Source organism: Streptomyces avermitilis MA-4680 = NBRC 14893 (assembly GCF_000009765.2).
In the GTDB taxonomy this organism is placed as follows: domain Bacteria; phylum Actinomycetota; class Actinomycetes; order Streptomycetales; family Streptomycetaceae; genus Streptomyces; species Streptomyces avermitilis.
In genome coordinates, this window is the sequence record NC_003155.5 from 1,127,778 (window position 1) to 1,149,768 (window position 21,991).

At 70.1% G+C, this 21,991-nt stretch carries 9 protein-coding genes and 1 pseudogene; 6 read left to right on the top strand and 4 right to left on the bottom strand.

Annotation, left to right across the window (positions count from 1 at the left end; translation table 11 throughout):
* Window positions 1-10: 10 nt before the first annotated feature.
* Both SAVERM_RS05140 and SAVERM_RS05145 read right to left on the bottom strand, forming a co-directional pair.
* A complete protein-coding gene (locus SAVERM_RS05140; RefSeq protein ID WP_010982369.1) occupies window positions 11-718 on the bottom strand; it encodes a response regulator in 708 nt (235 codons plus the stop codon).
* Window positions 715-1,920: a sensor histidine kinase gene (locus SAVERM_RS05145; RefSeq protein ID WP_242432294.1), complete on the bottom strand. Its 1,206-nt coding sequence runs from the start codon at window positions 1,918-1,920 to the stop codon at window positions 715-717. Before SAVERM_RS05145 ends, SAVERM_RS05140 begins: the two co-directional genes overlap by 4 nt.
* Window positions 1,921-2,099: 179 nt before the next feature.
* Here SAVERM_RS05145 and SAVERM_RS05150 point away from each other — a divergent pair, with 179 nt between their 5' ends.
* The 3 genes from SAVERM_RS05150 (at window position 2,100) to SAVERM_RS05160 (ending at window position 7,117) form a co-directional block, all read left to right on the top strand.
* The gene (locus SAVERM_RS05150) at window positions 2,100-3,020 is read left to right on the top strand and encodes an ATP-binding cassette domain-containing protein (protein ID WP_037651595.1); all 921 of its coding nucleotides are present in this window, start codon (window positions 2,100-2,102) and stop codon (window positions 3,018-3,020) included.
* Window positions 3,017-3,790: an ABC transporter permease gene (locus SAVERM_RS05155; protein WP_010982372.1), complete on the top strand. Its 774-nt coding sequence runs from the start codon at window positions 3,017-3,019 to the stop codon at window positions 3,788-3,790. Before SAVERM_RS05150 ends, SAVERM_RS05155 begins: the two co-directional genes overlap by 4 nt.
* Window positions 3,791-4,267: 477 nt before the next feature.
* Window positions 4,268-7,117 (top strand): helix-turn-helix transcriptional regulator, encoded by a 2,850-nt coding sequence (locus SAVERM_RS05160; RefSeq protein WP_010982373.1) that lies wholly within the window; start codon window positions 4,268-4,270, stop codon window positions 7,115-7,117.
* A 46-nt stretch (window positions 7,118-7,163) separates the two neighbouring features.
* Here SAVERM_RS05160 and SAVERM_RS05165 read toward each other — a convergent pair whose 3' ends face one another.
* Entirely contained in the window at window positions 7,164-8,072 is a 909-nt protein-coding gene (locus SAVERM_RS05165; RefSeq protein WP_010982374.1) for an SDR family oxidoreductase, read from the bottom strand.
* A gap of 229 nt (window positions 8,073-8,301) precedes the next feature.
* Here SAVERM_RS05165 and SAVERM_RS42195 point away from each other — a divergent pair, with 229 nt between their 5' ends.
* On the top strand, window positions 8,302-8,826 hold the full coding sequence (locus tag SAVERM_RS42195; RefSeq protein WP_148663780.1) for a hypothetical protein: 525 nt from the start codon (window positions 8,302-8,304) through the stop codon (window positions 8,824-8,826).
* Between the two features lie 25 nt (window positions 8,827-8,851).
* Here SAVERM_RS42195 and SAVERM_RS05175 read toward each other — a convergent pair whose 3' ends face one another.
* A complete protein-coding gene (locus tag SAVERM_RS05175) occupies window positions 8,852-9,703 on the bottom strand; it encodes an SAM-dependent methyltransferase (protein WP_010982375.1) in 852 nt (283 codons plus the stop codon).
* A gap of 459 nt (window positions 9,704-10,162) precedes the next feature.
* Between SAVERM_RS05175 and SAVERM_RS46030 the strand changes: the two are divergent.
* Both SAVERM_RS46030 and SAVERM_RS44485 read left to right on the top strand, forming a co-directional pair.
* Window positions 10,163-11,029, top strand: a pseudogene (locus SAVERM_RS46030) (acyltransferase domain-containing protein); the annotation flags it as partial.
* A gap of 174 nt (window positions 11,030-11,203) precedes the next feature.
* Complete coding sequence (locus tag SAVERM_RS44485; protein ID WP_476726699.1) at window positions 11,204-21,958, top strand: type I polyketide synthase; 10,755 nt, start codon at window positions 11,204-11,206, stop codon at window positions 21,956-21,958.
* The last annotated feature ends 33 nt before the right edge of the window (window positions 21,959-21,991 follow it).

Genomic DNA, 21,991 nt, shown 5'->3' on the forward strand with positions numbered 1-21,991 from the left:
CCGGCGCCCCTCAGGAACCGATCGGTGGTCGCGCCACCGTGACCAGGCCGCTCTCGTACGCGACGATCACCAACTGAGCGCGATCGCGGGTGGCGAGCTTGGTGAGCAGGTGGCTGACGTGGGTCTTCACGGTGGCAATGCCGAGATACAGCCGCTCGGCGATCTCGGTGTTGGACAGGCCGCAGGCGATGAGGGTGAGGACTTCACGTTCGCGCTCGGTCACGCCGTCCAGGGTGCGACGCAGCGGTCGCGAGGGCTCCGGGCGGTGGACGAACTCCGCGATCAGGCGCCGCGTCACGGCCGGTGCCAGCAGCGCCTCGCCGGCGGCGATGACCCGTACCGCCGCGAGCAACTCGCTGGGCGGCGTGTCCTTCAGCAGGAAGCCGCTGGCACCGGCCCGCAGCGCGGCGTAGACGTACTCGTCCAGGTCGAACATCGTCAGGATCAGCACTTTGACGTCCGCGGTCTCGGGGGAACCGCAGATCTGCCGGGTCGCCTCGATGCCATCCATTTCGGGCATCCGCACGTCCATCAGGACCACGTCCGGCGGATCCTGCCGGGCAAGCCGCACCGCCTCCGTGCCGGTCGCCGCCTCCGACGTGGCCACCAGGCCGGGCTCGGTGTCGACGAGCACCCGCAGGCTGCCGCGCAGCAGCGCCTGGTCGTCGGCGATGAGGACCCGGACCGGGGCACCGGGCGGATCGGCGGGCCGGGTCATGTGTTCTCCTCGTACGGCAGGGACGCGTGTACCGCGAAGCCGCCCTCTGGACGCGGTCCGGCGGCGAAGGTGCCGCCGTACAGGGCGACGCGTTCGCGCATGCCGACGATTCCGTGGCCGCCGGGCTTCGGCGCGAGGGGGCTCCGGTCGCCTCCGTCGTCGGTTATCTCGAGCCGGACGCCGTGGCCGTTCGCATCGACCGCCACCCGGCAGCGGGCCTCCGGGCCGGCGTGCTTGGCGACATTGGTGAGCGCCTCCTGCACGATCCGGTAGACGGCCAGCGCGACTCCGTCGGGCAGACTCTCGACACCGCGCATAGTCAGCTGCGCGCCGGCCTGCCCGACGAGGTCAGGGAGAGCAAGGGCGCCAGGCAGCGGGCCGAGAGCCGCTGACTGCCGCTCACCCTCGGACGTACGCAGCACACCGAGCATCCGGCGCATGTCGTTCAGCGCGGTGCGGCTCGTGCGTTCGATGACCTGGAGCGCGTCGTACGCCTCCTGCGGCCTGATGTGCAACACGTGGTTGGCGACGCCGACCTTGACCGCGATCAGGCCCATGCTGTGCGTGACGACGTCATGCAGTTCGCGGGCTATCCGCAGGCGTTCCTCCGTGACGGCCCGTTGTGCGAGCTGCTCGGCCGCCCGGACGGCGAATGCGCGCCTCTGCCGCGCGGCGCGTCCCAGTTGCCAGGCGCCGAGCAGTGCGGCGAAGCCGAGCAGCAGCAGACCGGGGCTGCCGCGCCACCAGAAGGCCTCGCCGGCACGCGCTGCTCCGGCAAGGCCGGCCACGGTCAGCAAAGCGATCGCCAGGCCGGGTAACCAGCGTTGCCACCAGTGGCGCGAGGGCACCGTGACGGCGACGGTGTAGAGGGCGAACGCCGCCGACAGGAACGGGTCCCACGCCGCGTCCCGCACGACGGCCACGGCGGTCACCGCCAGCACGACCGCGAACACGGGCAACGGCCAGATCCGCCGTACGGCGACAGGCGCAGTGGCCGCGGCGATGAGCACGAGCCGCTCCCACGGCACCGGGGCCGGGAGCGGCGGCGCGGACGACGACGAGATGCCTGTCGGCCCGGTCGACAGCAGCGCGCATGCGTAGGCGAATACGAGCACGCCGTCCAGGGCGATGAGTCGGCGCCGGCTCAGTCGCCGGGCCAGGATCGGATGGTCGTCGGGGTCCACCGCGGTACCTGCATGCACCGCTCGACCATATCCAGGCGTACGCCGCTCCGCCTCCGTCCAGCGGTGGTCAAAGCCGCTCCTCCTGCAGCCTGATGCGCGGCCGCGGGTGGCGGTCATTCTCCAACCGGGGGTGGAGAAGGGGCAGTCAGCCCCGAGCGGGACGCGGCGGGAGCCTGTCGTCACGGACCATCACCGGCATGATCGAAGTCACGGATCTGACCAAGCGCTACGGGACCACCACCGTTGTGGAGGGTCTTACCTTCCAGGTACGGACCGGTCGGGTGACCGGATTCCTTGGCCCCAACGGCGCCGGGAAGTCCACCGCGATGCGCATGATGCTGGGCCTGGACCGCCCGACGGCCGGCGAGGTACGCATCGACGGCGCGCCCTACCAGCGGCTCCGCGACCCGCTGCGGACGGTGGGGGCACTGCTCGACGCCAGGGCGGTGCACCCCGGCCGAACCGCGCTGAACCACTTGCGCTGGCTGGCCCGCAGCAACCGGATCCCGCCCCGCCGCGTCCGTGAGGTGATCGAGCTGGCGGGCCTGCGGAGCGCCGTGCGCCGGCGGGCGGGGACGTTCTCGCTGGGCATGAGTCAGCGGCTGGGAATCGCCGCGGCGCTGCTCGGCGACCCCGCCGTCCTGGTGCTCGACGAGCCGGTCAACGGGCTCGACCCGGAAGGCGTCCTGTGGCTGCGGCACCTCATGCGGGACCTGGCGGCACAGGGACGCACCGTCTTCGTGTCCAGCCATCTGATGAGCGAGGCGGCGCTCACCGTGGACCACCTCGTCATCATCGGCCGCGGTCGGCTCCTCGCGGACACCAGCATGAGCGAGTTCATCGACAGGTACACGGACGTGGGGGTGCGGGTGCGCACTCCGGAACCGCGGCGGCTGCGCGACGTGCTGGTCGGCGCGGGAATCACGGTCACCGACTGCTCCGACGGCAGCCTGAAGGTGGCCGCCGCCGCGGAGCGGATCGGCGAACTCGTCGCGGCGCACGCCGTGACGGTGCACGAGGTGACGCGGAAGACCGTGTCTCTCGAAGAGGCGTTCATGCGGCTGACCGCTGCCGCGGTCGAGTACCGGGCGGAGTCGCCGGGAGGAGTACGCCGATGACCAGCAACTCGCCCCGAGCGGTTCTCGCCGCCGAGTGGATCAAGGTGTGGACCGTACGCTCGACCAGCTTCACCCTGCTGCTGGCCTTCGTGCTCAGCACCGGCCTCGGCACCGTTGTCGCGTTCAGCTGGCGTGGCCACATCGAGCGCGTCGTCAACTTCAGTCCGCTCTTCGCCGGCCTGTACGGCGTGACCCTCGGGCAGCTCGCCCTCGTTGTGTTCGGCGTCCTGCTCGTCGGCTCCGAGTACTCTTCCGGATCGATCCGGACGTCACTGTCCGCGGTGCCCCGGCGTGGGCTGCTCTACGGCGGCAAGGTACTGGCCGGCACACTGGCCGCCCTCGCCGGCTCGACGGTCACCGTGATCGTCACGTTCGCGGGGGCGCAGGCGGCCCTCGGCCCGTACGGCATCACGCTCACTGCGCACGGGGTCCCGGCTGCGGTGGTCGGCGCCATTGTCTACCTGACGCTGATCTGCACCTTGTCCATGGGGATCGCGGCCATCGTGCGCAGCTCGGCCATCTCGCTCGGCGTCCTTCTCCCGCTGCTGTTCCTCGGCTCCCAGGGACTCGGCAACGTCCCCGCCCTGAAGCCCGTCCTGCAGTACCTGCCCGACCAGGCCGGCCTGGAACTGATGCGTATTGCCGGACCTCCCGGCGACGGACGCTTCGGCCCCGACTACGGGCCCAGCACGGCTCTCGTCATCCTGCTGGCCTGGACTGCCGCCGCCCTGACCGGCGGCTACCTGGTCCTGCGCCGACGGGACGCCTGACGCCTGGTCCTCCGAACTCCCCATAGGCCAGGCCGCCTTCGCGCCGCCGTCCCTCTGGACCCTTGCTCGCGGGTGCGGCGATGGCCTTCTCCTCCGGCTCGGGCGGTCAATCCGCCCGAGCCGTTTCCGCGGTCACCGCACCGCCATACATACCGGTCACCCGGTATTCCATTCGGTGTTGCAGCACGCGACCCACTGCGCATCCCACTCGTGAATTGTGGACCGCCATCCGGGGCACGGATGTCTCCAGGAAGGAACTCCTTCACCCTCGCGAACACCACCTCAGAATCCCACGATCATCAGTTAATCATCAAAGTCAGCGACCTTGACACTACCCCGCCCACCAGGGCAAATTCATAACACTGACCATCACCTCTGATGCTGATCAACCCAGCCCGCACGGCCGCGACCGCTTTTGCTCAAGCAATCGAAATCCCCGAGACACGCTTTCTTGGAAAAAGGAGAAATAAGAACATCATGCAGGGAGTTTCCTGTCTGCACCCCCCTCGGAAACCAGAAGAACTCACGCTCGTCGACCGGGAAACACAGTTCCGCGCGCTGCGGCTGGCCCTTACCGAATGCGCGGCCGGCACGGTGAAACTGCTCGTCGCCGAGGGCGGAATGGGCTGTGGAAAGAGTACGTTCCTGGGCGAGGCACTGCACACCGCCGCCGCCTCCGGCTTCGCCGTCCTGCGTGCCGCCGGGCTTCCCGCGGACCACCGGCAACCCCTCGGCGTACTGCAGCAACTGCTGAACGACCCCGCCCCCGAGGACACCGCCCGCACCGCCGTCCGCCCCATGCCGGTGCAACACGTCCGCGGCGCCCTCGAACGCCTCGCCGCCGGCGCCCCGCTGGCGATCGGCATCGACGACGTACAGGACGCGGACCCGGAGTCGCTGCACTGTCTGATGCGCCTCACCCGCCACTCCCCCACCTCGCGGATCCTGCTGCTGTGCACCGCCCTGGCGTGCAGTCCGGCCGCCGACCCGGTACTCGAAGCCGAGCTGATGCGTCAGACCGCCTTCGAACGCATCACGCTGGACTGCCTGTCCCTGGACGGAGTGACCGGGCTGGTCTCGGACCGCTGCGCGCGGCCCACGGCGCCCCCGCCGGCGGACTACTGCCTGACCGTCACCGGGGGCAACCCGCTGCTGCTGCGGGCCCTGCTCGAAGAGCACAGCGAGGCCGACGCCCCCTCGGCACCCCGCCCGGCGGAGCCCTCCGCGCTGCACTCCCCGCCGCAGGCCGCCCCGCCGCGCCCGGTCGTCGGCGGCCGCTTCTACCAGTCCGTACTGGCCTGCCTGTCCCGCACGGAGACGGCGATCAGGCAGACGGCCGGCGCCCTCGCCGTCCTCGGCGGGCGTGCGCGCGCCGACCTGCTCCCCCAACTGCTCGGCGCGAGTCCCGCGTCGGTCACCCGGGGGCTGCGTGCGCTGGAGGCGACGGGGCTGACCACCTCCGGCCGTTTCCGGCACCCGGTGGCCGAGGCCGCCGCGCTCGACGCACTGGACCCGAGCCGCCGTGCCCACCTGCACCGCCGAGCGGCGGCGCTGCAGCACCACGACGGCGCGGCGCCGCGGGACGTCGCCCGCCACCTTCTCGCGGCCCGCCATGCGGCGGGCCCCTGGGCGGTGTCCGTGCTGCGTGACGCCGCCGAGCAGTCGCTGGCGCAGGACGACGTGGCGTCGGCGGTCTCCTGCCTGGAACTCGCCTACGGGGCCTGTGTCCGGGAACGGGAACGTCCGGAGATCAGGATCAGGCTCGCCGCCGCTTTCGGGCGCACCAACATCGCGGTGGCGGAAGAGCACCTCGCCGACCTGGTCGCCACCTTGCGGGAAGGAGAATTGACCGGCCATCAGACGGCTTTACTCGTCCCTCTGCTCGTCAACCACGGCCGCCTCGGCGAAGCGCGGGAGGCGATGGACCGGCTCAACGCCGCCGACGACGCGCGCGGCCTGTGCGCGGACGGCGGCTTCCCGATGGCCGCTCCGTGGCCGTCGACCGCACACCTCGCCGCACGCCGCGATCCCGCCGCGCGCCGCGATCCCGGCACCCGCCGCGATCCCGCCGACAAGCCGTTCCTGCCCCGGCAGTCCGGTGCCCCGCAGCCCCGGCCGGAGGACGGCCGTGGCCAGCAGCCGACAGCGGCCTTGTGGGCCCTGCCCGGAAACGGCACCAGCGAGGCGGCCGCACACGCCGCGGAACAGGTACTGCGGTCCTCCCCGCTCACCGACAGCACCCTCGTGCTCCTGGTGAACGCCGTGCGGATCCTCGCCCGCACGGGCCGGTACGACACCGCGGACATCTGGTGCCACCGCCTGCTCGGCGAGGCCACCCGTCGCCGTTGTCCCGGCTGGCAGGCGCACCTCCTGGCGGTGCGGGCCGAACTCTCGCTGTGCCGTGGCCTGCTCGCCGACGCCAAGGAGTGCGCCCAGCGCGCACTGACACACGTACCGGGGCACAGCCGCAGCGTCTTCGCGGGCGGTCCGCTGGCCTGCCAGGTCCTCGCCTGCACCGCGATGGGACGCTACGACGAAGCCACGCAACTGCTCAGCCATCCGGTTCCCGAGGCGCTGTTCCACAGTGTGTACGGCCTGGGGTACCTGCGGGCCCGGGGCCATTTCCACCTGGCCATGAACCGCCTGCCCGCCGCCGTCCGCGACTTCCTCACCGCCGGCCGGGTGGCGCGGGAGTGGGGACTGGACCATCCGGTGCTGCTGCCCTGGCGTACGGACGCCGCGGAGGCGTTCCTCCGGCTCGGGGAAACGAAGAGGGCCGACCAACTCCTCACCGAACAGCTCGTCTCCCCGCACAGCGGCAACCCGTACGTCCGCGGCACCGCGCTGCGCCTGCGGGCCCAGACCGCGGCGCCGGCGGAACGGCTCCGGCTGCTGAGCGAGGCGGTCAGTGACCTCCAGAGCTCCGGCGACCGCCTGGCGCTGGCCCGCGCACTGGCCGATCTCGGCGCCGCGTATCACAGCCGGAACGAGCCCGTACGGGCGAGCGCCACGGTCCGCCGCGCCTGGCAGCTGGCCAAGGAGTGCGGAGCCCAGGCCCTGTGCGACAGCATCCTGCCCAGTCGCGGCACCAAGGACCGGGGGCCCGACGGAAGGGCGGCCGCGACCGAGGCCCTGCTGAGCGAGTCCGAGATGCGAGTCGCGACACTGGCGGCGGGCGGCAACACCAACCGTGAGATCGCCGGCCGGCTCTGCGTCACCGTCAGCACGGTCGAACAGCATCTGACGCGGGTCTACCGCAAACTGAACATCACCCGCCGCAGGGAGCTGCCGACCCGTCTGCGACACCTCGCGGACCAGGCCAACTGACCACGGGAGGGGGGGCGTCCCGGCCGACGTGTGCTCGTCTTCCGCCTCACGACATGGCGGGCGCGATGCACAGCCCCCCACTCGCATCCACCAACTGACCGGTGACCCAACGGCCTTCGTCGGAGGCGAGGAAGGCCACCACACCGGCGATGTCCCCTGGACGCCCCAGGCGGCGCAGCGCGGTGAGGGCGGAAATGCGTTCCTCGACCCCGGGCACATCGCGCATCGCGCGGTTCATGTCGGTGGCGGTGATCCCGGGAGCGACGGTGTTGACCGTGATGCCGCGCGCGCCGAGCTCAAGGGCCAGGCGCGGCGCGATCATTTCCAGGGCACCCTTGCTCATGGCGTACGGCAGGAGCGGCCAGGCGATCCGGGTGAGGGCGGACGAGACGTTGATGACGCGTCCGCCCTCACCGATGAGCCGCAGGGCCCGCTGGATGATGAAGAACGGGGCCCGCACATTGATCCTGAACAGGTGATCGAACTCCGCGGCGGTGACGCCGGAGACGCTGGTGACGTCCTCACCCTTTCCCCCGGCTCCCTCCGGTGCGGGGGGCGACTGCACCCCGGCGTTGTTCACCAGGACATGGAGCGGGCGCCCGTCCAGACGGTTCTCGACTTCTGCGAACAGGGTGTCGACGGCGTCGTCGCGGCGGAGGTCGGCCCGGACCGGGAAGGCCTCCCCGCCGACCCGTTCGATGGCCTCGACCGTTTCCGCGGCCGCCTTTTCCTGGCTGCCGTAGTGAACGGCCACCAGAAGACCTTCCGCGGCGAGCCGTTGGGCAATCGCCCTGCCGATTCCGCGTGAGGCTCCGGTGACGAGAGCCGCCCTTCCCTTGAGATCCGCCACGATGAAATTCCCCTTTTCGGAAAGCAGGCACGGTGTTCCTGAAGTGATGAGCGATTCCACCATTCGAGTGACGGCAACGGGAATACCGCGGCCGCACTCACGCACCGCCGTACCGTTCCCAGACAGGCCATACCGGCCCCAGGCAGAACGGACCGGTTTCCCACGTCAGGAAAGGTGGATGGTGCGTGACCGACCTCAATCAGGGCGGACGCGAAGGAACGCCGCGAGGCGCTGTGTCCCGACCCGAACGCGTCTCCGAGCCCCCGCAGGCCGGTGCGGCGGCCCCGTACGCGGGCCACGCCCGGCGCGGGCTGAGCGCCGGATCACGCGCCCAGTGCCTCGCGGCGCCACCCGCGCCGCCGCGGCGGAGACGTCCCGCGCGGCTCGTGAGCCGGGGCCGGTGGCCGACGCCATGGATCCGGCCGCGGTGACCGCCGCCATCATGACCGCCGCGGATACCGCCACGGCGGCCGCCACCCGCGCCAGGACGGCCGCCGAGAGGGCCTTGGCGGCGAGTTCACGCGACGCTGCCGCCGCCGAGGCCGCCGCGGCCGCGGAAGCTGCGGCCTCGGCGGCCTCGGCTTGGGCCGACGCCGCGTCCGTCGCGGCGGACGCCACAACGGCAGCGGCCGAGACCCTCGACGACCTGCGCGCCGTGGCCCGGCGCACCAGGGACATCGCGGCCCAGACCGTGGCCGTCGCACAGGCAGCGGCCACCGCGGCGACAGCGGCCCGGACCGCCGCCGACCGTGGTGCCGTAGACCTCGGCGTGGAATCCGCCGCCTGCGAGGCCGAGGACAGGGCCCTGCACCTGATGACGGAAATCCCCTGGCTGAGCCGGCATCTGCCGGCCGAGTGAGCGGCGCGTCGACAGCGTTGCCGCATCACTCCCCCGGGCGCCGGGCGGTCAGCACGACATAGCCGATGTCCGGCGTCCAGGGGAGCGTCGTGCACTGTGCAACCACCTTCCGCATCTCCGCGACGCCGATCCCGAAGGCCGCCGCGTACTCGTCGAGGTGCTCGTTCACGTGGTCACGCAGCGCGGCGAAAGAGGGGCCGACGACCTGATCGCCGATGTCGGTCAGCTCATGCAGTTCCAGCCCGGCGTCGGCGATCATTCCGGCGTACTCGTCGATGTGCACCAGGGCCGGGACCGCGAGCAACTGGGACGTGCACTCCCCGCGCTTCATGCCGGTCCGCCCGAAGGCGCGCAGTGCGACGTCCGTGACGGCCAGCCGGCCGCCGGGGCGGAGCACCCGGGCGATCTCCCGGATCACCTGTGCGGGGCTGGGCATGTGCAGGAGACACTCCAGGGCCCACGCCGCGTCGAAGGACCCGTCGGGAAACGGCAGTTCCATCGCGTCGGCACGGGTGAACACGACCCGGTCCGCCACGTGCGACTGCTTCGCGAGAGCGGTCGCCAGCCCGACCTGAACCTCGCTCACCGTCACGCCGACGACATCGACGGGCGCGCTCAGGGCGAGCCGCACCGCCGGCTTTCCGGAACCGCAGCCGACGTCCAGGACCCGGCGGCCCGTGATGCCTCTCAGCTTGCCGATGAGGAGATCGGTGAGCCGGTCGGCGGCCTTGCCCGGTGAACTGCCGTCCCCCGGCTGCGGCCAGTATCCGAGGTGGGTGTTCCCACCCAGCGCACGATTCATGAGGTCGGTCAAACGGTCGTAGTAGTCCCCCACTTCCAGGGAAGAGGGCGGGGTCTGCTCCGGGACGGCCATCATGGTCGGGAACCTCCGCAATCCGGGCCGGGCGGCCCAGCTGTCGTGGCGATCTACTCCAGGAAACGTAGACCTTTTTCTGCCACTTGTCCGAGCTATGCAGACACCCCGATCCCCTAAGAAATGAACACCCTTGGGAACGGCACAGCCCAGGGGTGGATAGGGGTATTCGCCGCCGCCGCGCCGTCATTAGCTTTGAAGAGTTGAAGACGTTCAAGACATTGATGCCCGGCCGTCAGCGGATTTCTCGCGCTCCTTTCATTCTTCGACGCTGCATTGCAGCTCTCATCATGTCCGCACGGCCGCCGAGCATTGCCTAGCGGTGAGGACACAGCTCAGGTGCAGAGGATGGACGGCGGGGAAGAACCCCGCCCTGCGGCAGGGGAGGTCCTCGGAGTGGCCGACGAGGCGGACGGCGGCGTCGTCTTCGTTTTTCCCGGGCAGGGCCCGCAATGGCCGGGCATGGGAAGGGAACTTCTCGACGCTTCCGACGTCTTCCGGGAGAGCGTCCGCGCCTGCGAAGCCGCGTTCGCGCCCTACGTCGACTGGTCGGTGGAGCAGGTGTTGCGGGACTCGCCGGACGCTCCCGGGCTGGACCGGGTGGACGTCGTCCAGCCGACCCTGTTCGCCGTCATGATCTCCCTGGCCGCCCTCTGGCGCTCGCAAGGGGTCGAGCCGTGCGCGGTGCTGGGACACAGCCTGGGCGAGATCGCGGCAGCCCACGTCTCGGGAGGCCTGTCCCTGGCCGACGCCGCACGCGTGGTGACGCTTTGGAGCCAGGCACAGACCACCCTTGCCGGGACCGGCGCGCTCGTCTCCGTCGCCGCCACGCCGGATGAGCTCCTGCCCCGAATCGCTCCGTGGACCGAGGACAACCCGGCGCGGCTCGCCGTCGCAGCCGTCAACGGACCCCGGAGCACAGTCGTTTCCGGTGCCCGCGAGGCCGTCGCGGACCTGGTGGCCGACCTCACCGCCGCGCAGGTGCGCACGCGCATGATCCCGGTGGACGTTCCCGCCCACTCCCCCCTGATGTACGCCATCGAGGAACGGGTCGTCAGCGGCCTGCTGCCCATCACCCCACGCCCCTCCCGCATCCCCTTCCACTCCTCGGTGACCGGCGGCCGCCTCGACACCCGCGAGCTAGACGCGGCGTACTGGTACCGCAACATGTCGAGCACGGTCCGGTTCGAGCCCGCCGCCCGGCTGCTTCTGCAGCAGGGGCCCAAGACGTTCGTCGAGATGAGCCCGCACCCGGTGCTGACCATGGGCCTCCAGGAGCTCGCCCCGGACCTGGGCGACACCACCGGCACCGCCGACACCGTGATCATGGGCACGCTGCGCCGCGGCCAGGGCACCCTGGACCACTTCCTGACGTCTCTCGCCCAACTACGGGGGCATGGTGAGACGTCGGCGACCACCGTCCTCTCGGCACGCCTGACCGCGCTGTCCCCCACGCAGCAGCAGTCGCTGCTCCTGGACCTGGTGCGCGCCCACACCATGGCGGTGCTGAACGACGACGGAAACGAGCGCACCGCGTCGGATGCCGGCCCATCGGCGAGTTTCGCCCACCTCGGCTTCGACTCCGTCATGGGTGTCGAACTGCGCAACCGCCTCAGCAAGGCCACGGGCCTGCGGTTGCCCGTGACGCTCATCTTCGACCACACCACGCCGGCCGCGGTCGCCGCGCGCCTTCGGACCGCGGCGCTCGGCCACCTCGACGAGGACACCGCGCCCGTACCGGACTCACCCAGCGGCCACGGAGGCACGGCAGCGGCGGACGACCCGATCGCCATCATCGGCATGGCATGCCGTTTCCCGGGCGGAGTCCGGTCCCCGAAGGACCTGTGGGAGCTGGCCGCCTCGGGCGGAGACGCCATCGGGCCGTTCCCCACCGACCGCGGATGGCCCACGGAACAGCGTCACGCCCAGGACCCCACGCAGCCCGGCACGTTCTATCCGCAGGGAGGCGGGTTCCTTCACGACGCGGCGCACTTCGACGCCGGCTTCTTCGGAATCAGTCCACGTGAGGCACTGGCGATGGATCCGCAGCAGCGGCTGCTGCTGGAGACGTCCTGGGAGGCGTTCGAGCGGGCGGGAATCGATCCGCTGTCGGTACGCGGGTCCCGTACGGGCGTCTTCGCGGGCGCCCTCTCCTTCGACTACGGCCCGCGTATGGACACCGCGTCGTCGGAGGGCGCCGCGGACGTGGAGGGCCACATCCTCACCGGTACCACGGGCAGCGTCCTGTCGGGCCGTATCGCCTACAGCTTCGGGCTGGAAGGGCCGGCGATCACCGTGGACACGGGGTGCTCGGCATCGCTCGTGACGCTGCATCTGGCGTGCCAGTCGCTGCGGTCGGGTGAGTGCACGCTCGCGCTGGCCGGCGGCGTCTCGGTCATGTCCACCCTCGGCATGTTCATCGAGTTCTCCCGGCAGCGCGGGCTGTCGGTGGACGGCAGGTGCAAGGCGTACTCGGCTGCAGCCGACGGCACCGGCTGGGGCGAGGGCGTCGGGATGCTGTTGGTGGAGCGGTTGTCGGATGCGGTGCGGCTGGGGCATCGGGTGCTGGCGGTGGTACGCGGCAGTGCGGTCAACCAGGACGGTGCGTCGAATGGGCTGACGGCGCCGAACGGTCCGGCTCAGGAGCGGGTGATCCGGCAGGCGTTGGCGAACGCGGGGTTGTCCGTGGCGGATGTGGATGTGGTGGAGGGGCACGGGACGGGCACGACGCTGGGTGATCCGATCGAGGCACAGGCGTTGCTCGCCACGTACGGGCAGCGGGCCGGTGACAGGCCGCTGTGGCTGGGGTCTCTGAAGTCCAACATCGGGCACACCATGGCTGCCGCGGGTGTGGGTGGGGTCATCAAGATGGTGATGGCGTTGCGGGAGGGGGTGTTGCCGCGGACGTTGCATGTGGATAAGCCGTCGCCGCAGGTGGACTGGTCCGCGGGGGCGGTGCGGCTGCTGACGGAGGCGGTGCCGTGGCCGGGGGACGCGGCAGGGCGGTTGCGGCGGGCGGGAGTGTCGTCGTTCGGGATCGGCGGCACGAATGCGCATGTGATTTTGGAGGAGGCGCCGGCGGCGGGGGGCTGTGTTGCCGGGGGTGGGGTGTTGGAGGGTGCTCCGGGTCTTGCCATTTCGGTGGCTGAGTCGGTGGCCGCTCCAGTGGCTGTGTCTGCGCCGGTGGCTGAGTCGGTGCCGGTGCCGGTGCCGGTGCCGGTTCCTGTGCCGGTGTCGGCTAGGTCTGAGGCTGGGTTGCGGGCGCAGGCGGAGGCGTTGCGTCAGTACGTGGCAGTCCGGCCGGACGTTTCGCTTGCCGATGTGGGTGCGGGTCTGGCCTGTGGGCGGGCTGTGCTGGAGCATCGTGCGGTCGTCCTGGCCGCGGACCGTGAGGAGCTGGTGCAAGGGTTGGGGGCGCTGGCGGCGGGTGAGCCGGATCGGCGGGTGACCACGGGTCATGCGCCGGGTGGTGACCGGGGCGGTGTCGTCTTCGTGTTTCCCGGACAGGGTGGGCAGTGGGCCGGGATGGGTGTGCGTCTGCTCGCCTCCTCTCCGGTGTTCGCCCGGCGGATGCAGGCGTGCGAGGAGGCTCTGGCGCCGTGGGTGGACTGGTCTGTGGTGGACATCCTGCGCCGGGACGCGGGGGATGCGGTGTGGGAGCGGGCCGATGTGGTCCAGCCTGTGCTGTTCAGCGTCATGGTGTCTTTGGCTGCTCTGTGGCGTTCCTACGGTATCGAACCCGACGCGGTCCTTGGCCATTCCCAGGGCGAGATCGCGGCCGCGCATGTGTGTGGGGCGCTGAGCCTGAAGGACGCGGCGAAGACTGTTGCGCTGCGCAGCCGGGCGCTGGCCGCTGTGCGGGGCCGGGGCGGCATGGCCTCAGTGCCGCTGCCTGCCCAGGAGGTGGAGCAGCTCATTGGTGAGCGGTGGGCGGGGCGGTTGTGGGTGGCGGCGGTCAACGGCCCCCGCTCCACCGCCGTCTCGGGGGATGCCGAGGCGGTGGACGAGGTGCTGGCGTACTGTGCCGGCACCGGGGTGCGGGCCCGGCGGATCCCGGTCGACTATGCCTCGCACTGCCCCCATGTGCAGCCCCTGCGGGAGGAGTTGCTGGAGCTGCTGGGGGACATCAGCCCGCAGCCGTCCGGCGTGCCGTTCTTCTCCACGGTGGAGGGCACCTGGCTGGACACCACAACCCTGGACGCCGCCTACTGGTACCGCAACCTGCACCAGCCGGTCCGTTTCAGCGATGCCGTCCAGGCCCTGGCGGATGACGGACACCGCGTCTTCGTCGAAGTCAGCCCCCACCCCACCCTCGTCCCCGCCATCGAAGACACCACCGAAGACACCGCCGAAGACGTCACCGCGATCGGCAGCCTCCGCCGCGGCGACAACGACACCCGCCGCTTCCTCACCGCCCTCGCCCACACCCATACCACCGGCATCGGCACACCCACCACCTGGCACCACCACTACACCCACCACCACACCCACCCCCACCCCCACACGCACCTCGACCTGCCCACCTACCCCTTCCAACACCAGCACTACTGGCTCGAGAGCTCACAGCCGGGTGCCGGATCCGGTTCGGGTGCCGGTGCCGGTTCGGGTGCCGGTTCCGGGCGGGCAGGGACTGCGGGCGGGACGGCAGAGGTGGAGTCGCGGTTCTGGGACGCGGTGGCCCGCCAGGACCTGGAAACGGTCGCGACCACACTCGCCGTGCCCCCCTCCGCCGGCCTGGACACGGTGGTGCCCGCACTCTCCGCCTGGCACCGCCACCAACACGACCAAGCCCGCATCAACACCTGGACCTACCAGGAAACCTGGAAACCCCTCACCCTCCCCACCACCCACCAACCCCACCAAACCTGGCTCATCGCCATCCCCGAAACCCAGACCCACCACCCCCACATCACCAACATCCTCACCAACCTCCACCACCACGGCATCACCCCCATCCCCCTCACCCTCAACCACACCCACACCAACCCCCAACACCTCCACCACACCCTCCACCACACCCGACAACAAGCCCAAAACCACACCACCGGAGCCATCACCGGCCTGCTCTCCCTCCTCGCCCTCGACGAAACACCCCACCCCCACCACCCCCACACACCCACCGGCACCCTCCTCAACCTCACCCTCACCCAAACCCACACCCAAACCCACCCACCAACCCCCCTCTGGTACGCCACCACCAACGCCACCACCACCCACCCCAACGACCCCCTCACACACCCCACCCAAGCCCAAACCTGGGGACTCGCCCGCACCACCCTCCTCGAACACCCCACCCACACCGCCGGAATCATCGACCTCCCCACCACCCCCACCCCCCACACCCTCCAGCACCTCACCCAAACCCTCACCCAACCCCACCACCAAACCCAACTCGCCATCCGCACCACCGGCACCCACACCCGCCGCCTCACCCCCACCACCCTCACCCCCACACACCAACCACCCACCCCCACCCCCCACGGAACCACCCTCATCACCGGCGGAACCGGCGCCCTCGCCACCCACCTCACCCACCACCTCACCACCCACCAACCCACCCAACACCTCCTCCTCACCAGCCGAACCGGCCCCCACACCCCCCACGCACAACACCTCACCACCCAACTCCAACAAAAAGGCATCCACCTCACCATCACCACCTGCGACACCAGCAACCCAGACCAACTCCAACAACTCCTCAACACCATCCCCCCACAACACCCCCTCACCACCGTCATCCACACCGCAGGCATCCTCGACGACGCCACCCTCACCAACCTCACCCCCACCCAACTCAACAACGTCCTCCGCGCCAAAGCCCACAGCGCCCACCTCCTCCACCAACTCACCCAACACACCCCCCTCACCGCCTTCGTCCTCTACTCCTCCGCCGCCGCCACCTTCGGCGCACCCGGCCAAGCCAACTACGCCGCAGCCAACGCCTACCTCGACGCCCTCGCCCACCACCGCCACACCCACCACCTCCCCGCCACCAGCATCGCCTGGGGCACCTGGCAAGGAAACGGACTCGCTGATTCGGACAAGGCCCGCGCATATCTCGACCGCCGCGGGTTTCGACCCATGTCACCCGAGTTGGCCACGGCAGCGGTCACGCAGGCGATCGCGGACACCGAACGGCCGTATGTCGTCATCGCCGACATCGACTGGAGCAAGATCGAACACACCTCTCAGACCAGCGACCTGGTGAGCGCGGCCCGGGAAAGGGAGCCAGCTGTCCAGCGCCCCACTCCACCGGCGGAGTTGCACAAAACGCTGGCCCATCAGACGTCGGCCGACCAACGGGCCGCATTGCTCGAGCTCGTACGAGACCATGTGGCGGCAGTGCTCCGGCACGCGGACCCGAAAGCCATCGCGCCCGACCAGTCGTTCCGTGCACTCGGCTTCGATTCACTCACGGCCGTCGAGTTCCGAAACCTGCTGATCAAGGCAACAGGACTCCGCCTTCCTGTCTCGCTGGTCTTCGACCACCCGACCCCTGCCAAACTCGCCGTACACCTGCAGAACCAACTGCGGGGCACAGCAGCGGAGTCGGCTCCTTCAGCGGCAGCCGTTACCGCCGAGGCTTCTGTCACCGAGCCGATCGCCATCGTTGGCATGGCCTGTCGTTTCCCCGGCGGAGTGACCTCGGCGGACGACTTCTGGGATCTGATCTCCTCCGAGCAGGACGCGATCGGCGGATTCCCCACCGACCGCGGCTGGGACCTGGACACGCTCTACGACCCCGACCCCGACCACCCCGGCACCTGCTACACCCGAAACGGCGGATTCCTCTACGACGCAGGCCACTTCGACGCCGAATTCTTCGGCATCAGCCCCCGCGAAGCCCTCGCCATGGACCCCCAGCAACGACTCCTCCTCGAAACCGCCTGGGAAACCATCGAACACGCCGGCATCAACCCCCACACCCTCCACGGCACCCCCACCGGAGTCTTCACCGGCACCAACGGACAGGACTACGCACTTCGCGTGCACAACGCGGGCCAGTCAACCGATGGTTTCGCACTGACCGGAACCGCCGGCAGCGTCATCTCCGGTCGTATCTCGTACACGTTTGGTTTTGAGGGTCCTGCGGTGTCGGTGGACACGGCTTGTTCCTCGTCGTTGGTGGCTTTGCATCTGGCCTGTCAGGCGTTGCGTGCGGGTGAGTGCTCGATGGCGCTTGCCGGGGGTGTGACGGTGATGTCGTCTCCGGGTGCCTTCGTGGAGTTTTCGCGGCAGCGGGGTCTGGCCGCGGACGGGCATTGCAAGGCGTTCTCGGCGGCGGCGGACGGGACCGGCTGGGGTGAGGGTGTGGGGATGCTGCTGGTGGAGCGGCTCTCCGACGCCCATCGCAACGGTCACCGTGTCCTGGCCGTGGTGCGTGGCAGTGCGGTCAACCAGGACGGTGCGAGCAACGGTCTGACCGCGCCCAACGGGCCGTCCCAGCAGCGTGTCATCCGCCAGGCCCTCGCCAACGCCGGCTTGTCGGCCGGTGATGTCGACGCGGTGGAGGCCCACGGCACCGGCACCACTTTGGGCGACCCGATCGAGGCCCAGGCCCTCCTCGCGACCTACGGACAGGACCGTGCCGGCGAGGGGCCGCTGTGGCTGGGCTCGGTCAAGTCCAATGTCGGTCACACACAGGCTGCCGCGGGCGTCGCCGGGGTGATCAAGATGGTGATGGCGCTGCGGCATGGTCTGCTGCCGCGGACGTTGCATGTGGATGAGCCGTCGCCGCATGTGGACTGGTCCGCGGGTGCGGTGCAGCTGCTGACGGAGACGGTGCCCTGGCCCGGCGGGGAGGGGCGGCTACGGCGGGCAGGAGTGTCATCATTCGGCGTCAGCGGCACCAACGCCCACGTCATCCTCGAAGAAGCACCCGCCGACGACGTTCCGGGGGGACCACCCGCCGGCGAGGGTGACGCGGGCAGCGACGATGAGGCTGCTGCCGGCAGTCCTGGGGTGTGGCCGTGGCTGGTGTCGGCCAAGTCGCAGCCGGCCCTGCGCGCCCAGGCCCAGGCCCTGCACGCCCACCTCACCGACCACCCCGGCCTCGACCTCGCGGATGTCGGATACACCCTCGCCCACGCCCGCGCCGTGTTCGACCACCGCGCCACCCTCATCGCCGCGGACCGCGACACGTTCCTGCAAGCACTCCAGGCACTCGCCGCAGGCGAGCCCCACCCCGCCGTCATCCACAGCAGCGCCCCGGGCGGGACCGGGACCGGGGAGGCCGCAGGAAAGACCGCATTCATCTGCTCCGGACAGGGCACCCAACGCCCCGGCATGGCCCACGGCCTCTACCACACCCACCCCGTCTTCGCCGCCGCACTCAACGACATCTGCACCCACCTCGACCCCCACCTCGACCACCCCCTCCTCCCCCTCCTCACCCAAAACGACAACGACAACGAGGACGCGGCCGCACTGCTCCAGCAGACCCGCTACGCCCAGCCCGCCCTCTTCGCCTTCCAGGTCGCCCTCCACCGCCTCCTCACCGACGGCTACCACATCACCCCCCACTACTACGCCGGACACTCCCTCGGCGAAATCACCGCCGCCCACCTCGCCGGCATCCTCACCCTCACCGACGCCACCACCCTCATCACCCAACGCGCCACCCTCATGCAAACCATGCCCCCCGGCACCATGACCACCCTCCACACCACCCCCCACCACATCACCCACCACCTCACCGCCCACGAAAACGACCTCGCCATCGCCGCCATCAACACCCCCACCTCCCTCGTCATCAGCGGCACCCCCCACACCGTCCAACACATCACCACCCTCTGCCAACAACAAGGCATCAAAACCAAAACCCTCCCCACCAACCACGCCTTCCACTCCCCCCACACCAACCCCATCCTCAACCAACTCCACCAGCACACCCAAACCCTCACCTACCACCCACCCCACACCCCCCTCATCACCGCCAACACCCCACCCGACCAACTCCTCACCCCCCACTACTGGACCCAACAAGCCCGCAACACCGTCGACTACGCCACCACCACCCAAACCCTCCACCAACACGGCGTCACCACCTACATCGAACTCGGACCCGACAACACCCTCACCACCCTCACCCACCACAACCTCCCCAACCCCCCCACCACCACCCTCACCCTCACCCACCCCCACCACCACCCCCAAACCCACCTCCTCACCAACCTCGCCAAAACCACCACCACCTGGCACCCCCACCACTACACCCACCACGACAACCAACCCCACACCCACACCCACCTCGACCTCCCCACCTACCCCTTCCAACACCACCACTACTGGCTCGAAAGCACACAGCCCGGTGCCGGCAACGTGTCAGCAGCCGGACTCGACCCCACCGAACACCCCCTACTCGGCGCCACATTGGAACTGGCGACTGACGGTGGAGCGCTTCTTGCAGGGCGCTTGTCTTTGAGGTCGCATCCGTGGCTGGCTGACCATGCCGTCGGCGGCACGGTGCTGCTGTCGGGCGCCACCTTCCTCGAACTCGCCCTTCATGCGGGCACATACGTGGGCTGCGACCGAGTGGATGAGCTGACGCTGCATGCGCCGCTGGTGGTTCCTGTGGATGGGGGTGTGAGTGTGCAGGTTGGGGTTGCGGCTGCGGATGGGGAGGGGCGGCGTTTGGTGAGTGTGTATGCGCGGGGTGGGAGTGCTTGTGGTGGGGGTGGTGCGTCGGGTGGGGTGTGGACGTGTCATGCCTCGGGGGTGCTGGTTGAGGCTGCTGCTGGTGGTGTGGTGGTGGATGGTCTGGCGGGGGTGTGGCCGCCGCGGGGTGCGGTGGCGGTGGATGTCGATGGTGTCCGTGACCGTTTGGCTGGGGCTGGTTGTGTTTTGGGGCCGGTGTTTTCGGGGCTGCGTGCGGTGTGGCGTGATGGGGGGGATTTGCTGGCTGAGGTGTGTCTGCCGGAGGAGGCGTGGGGTGATGCGGCTGGTTTTGGGCTGCATCCGGCGTTGCTGGATGGTGTGGTCCAGCCGTTGTCGGTGTTGCTTCCGGGTGGGACGGGGTTTGGGGAGGGGGCGGGGTTCGGGGAGGGTGTTCGGGTGCCGGCTGTGTGGGGTGGTGTGTCGCTTCACCGGGCGGGTGTGACCGGTGTGCGGGTGCGTGTGTCGGCTGTCGGGCGGGGCGGCGGGCGTGAGGCGGTGTCGGTCGTGGTCGGGGATGAGGCGGGTGTGCCGGTGGCGTCGGTCGATCGTCTTGAGTTGCGGCCTGTGGATATGGGTCAGTTGCGTGCTGTCTCGGTTTCGGCGGGGCGGCGGGGTTCGCTGTATGCGGTGCAGTGGGCTGAGGTGGGTCCTGTGCCGGTGTGTGGGCAGGCGTGGGCGTGGCACGAGGACGTGGGTGAGAGCGGTGGTGGGCCTGTGCCGGGGGTGGTGGTGTTGCGGTGCCCGGATGCCGGTGCCGGTGGCGGTGGCGGTGGCGGTGGTGGCGGTGGTGTGGGTGAGGTTGTTGGTGGGGTGTTGGGTGTGGTGCAGGGGTGGCTGGGGCTGGAGCGGTTTGCGGGTTCGCGGCTGGTGGTGGTGACCCGGGGTGCGGTGGTGGCCGGCCCGGAGGACGGCCCGGTGGATGTGGTGGGTGCGTCGGTGTGGGGGCTGGTGCGTTCGGCGCAGGCTGAGCATCCGGACCGGTTTGTCCTCCTCGACCTCGACACCGACACCGGCACCGACCTCGACACCGGTGCTGGTGCTGGTTGGGGCGTGGATGGTGGGCGTGTGGCGGCGGTGGTGGCGTGTGGTGAGCCGCAGTTGGCGGTGCGTGGGGAGCGGTTGCTGGCCGCACGCCTGAAACGACTTGAGTCATCCGGTGATGTTCCAGCCCAGCGGTCCGGTGACACACGAGCCCGGCGGTCCGACGTGCCTGCCCAGCGCTCCGGTGGCGTGCCTGCTCGGCGGTCGGTTGATGTATCGGGTCGGGAGGTGTTGCCGTGGTTGTCGGGTGGGTCGGTGTTGGTGACGGGTGGGACGGGTGTGCTGGGTGCGGCGGTGGCGCGGCATCTGGCTGGTGTGTGTGGGGTGCGGGATCTGCTGTTGGTGAGCCGGCGTGGTCCGGATGCTCCGGGTGCGGAGGGTCTGCGGGCGGAGCTGGCCGCGTTGGGGGCGGAGGTGCGGATTGTTGCGTGTGATGTGGGGGAGCGGCGGGAGGTGGTCCGGCTGCTGGAGGGTGTTCCTGCCGGGTGTCCGCTGACGGGTGTCGTGCATGCGGCTGGTGTGCTGGACGATGCGACGATCGCCTCTCTCACGCCCGAGCGGCTGGGCACGGTGTTCGCGGCCAAGGTGGATGCCGCTCTTTTGCTGGATGAGCTGACGCGGGGTATGGAGCTGTCGGCGTTCGTGCTGTTCTCCTCGGCCGCGGGGATCCTGGGGTCGGCCGGGCAGGGCAACTACGCCGCGGCCAATGCCGCTCTGGACGCGCTGGCGTACCGGCGGCGGGCGGCGGGTCTGCCGGGGGTGTCGCTGGCGTGGGGGCTGTGGGAAGAGGCCAGCGGGATGACCGGGCACCTGGCCGGCACCGACCACCGGCGCATCATCCGTTCCGGTCTGCATCCCATGTCGACCCCGGACGCACTGGCCCTCTTCGATGCGGCCCTGGCTCTGGACCGGCCGGTCCTGCTGCCCGCCGACCTGCGTCCCGCCCCGCCCCTGCCGCCCCTGCTGCAGGACCTCCTGCCCGCCACCCGCCGCCGCACCACCCGCACCACCACTACCGGTGGTGCGGACAACGGCGCCCAGCTGCACGCCCGGCTGGCCGGCCAGACACACGAACAACAGCACACCACCCTCCTCGCCCTGGTCCGCTCCCACATCGCCACCGTCCTGGGCCACACCACCCCCGACACCATCCCCCCCGACCGCGCGTTCCGCGACCTCGGCTTCGACTCCCTCACCGCCGTCGAACTACGCAACCGGCTCTCCCGCACCACCGGACTCCGCCTCCCCACCACCCTCGCCTTCGACCACCCCAACCCCACCACCCTCACCCACCACCTCCACACACAACTCCAGCCACAACCGGACAACGCTGTCGCCCCCGTGTTGGCGGAGCTCGACAAACTCGAATCCGCCCTCTCCGCCCTCGACAAAACCGACAGCGCCAGCGAAAGAGTCACCCTGCGGCTGAAGTCACTCATGTTGAGGTGGAACGCACCCCAGCATCCGACAGCCGAAAGCGCTGATGACGACGAGAAGTTCACATCGGCAACAGAGGCTGAGATTTTCAAATTCATTGACAACGACCTCGGCCTGTCCTGAACCGGACGCCTGCCACTCCGCCCGTATCCGCTG

Bases quoted from the DNA above. Each gene is read 5' to 3' on its own strand.
- SAVERM_RS05150 (WP_037651595.1), top strand. From the start codon at position 2,100: ATGATCGAAGTCACGGATCTGACCAAGCGCTACGGGACCACCACCGTT.
- SAVERM_RS05155 (WP_010982372.1), top strand. From the start codon at position 3,017: ATGACCAGCAACTCGCCCCGAGCGGTTCTCGCCGCCGAGTGGATCAAG.
- SAVERM_RS05140 (WP_010982369.1), bottom strand. From the start codon at position 718: ATGACCCGGCCCGCCGATCCGCCCGGTGCCCCGGTCCGGGTCCTCATC.
- SAVERM_RS05175 (WP_010982375.1), bottom strand. From the start codon at position 9,703: ATGATGGCCGTCCCGGAGCAGACCCCGCCCTCTTCCCTGGAAGTGGGG.
- SAVERM_RS05160 (WP_010982373.1), top strand. From the start codon at position 4,268: ATGCAGGGAGTTTCCTGTCTGCACCCCCCTCGGAAACCAGAAGAACTC.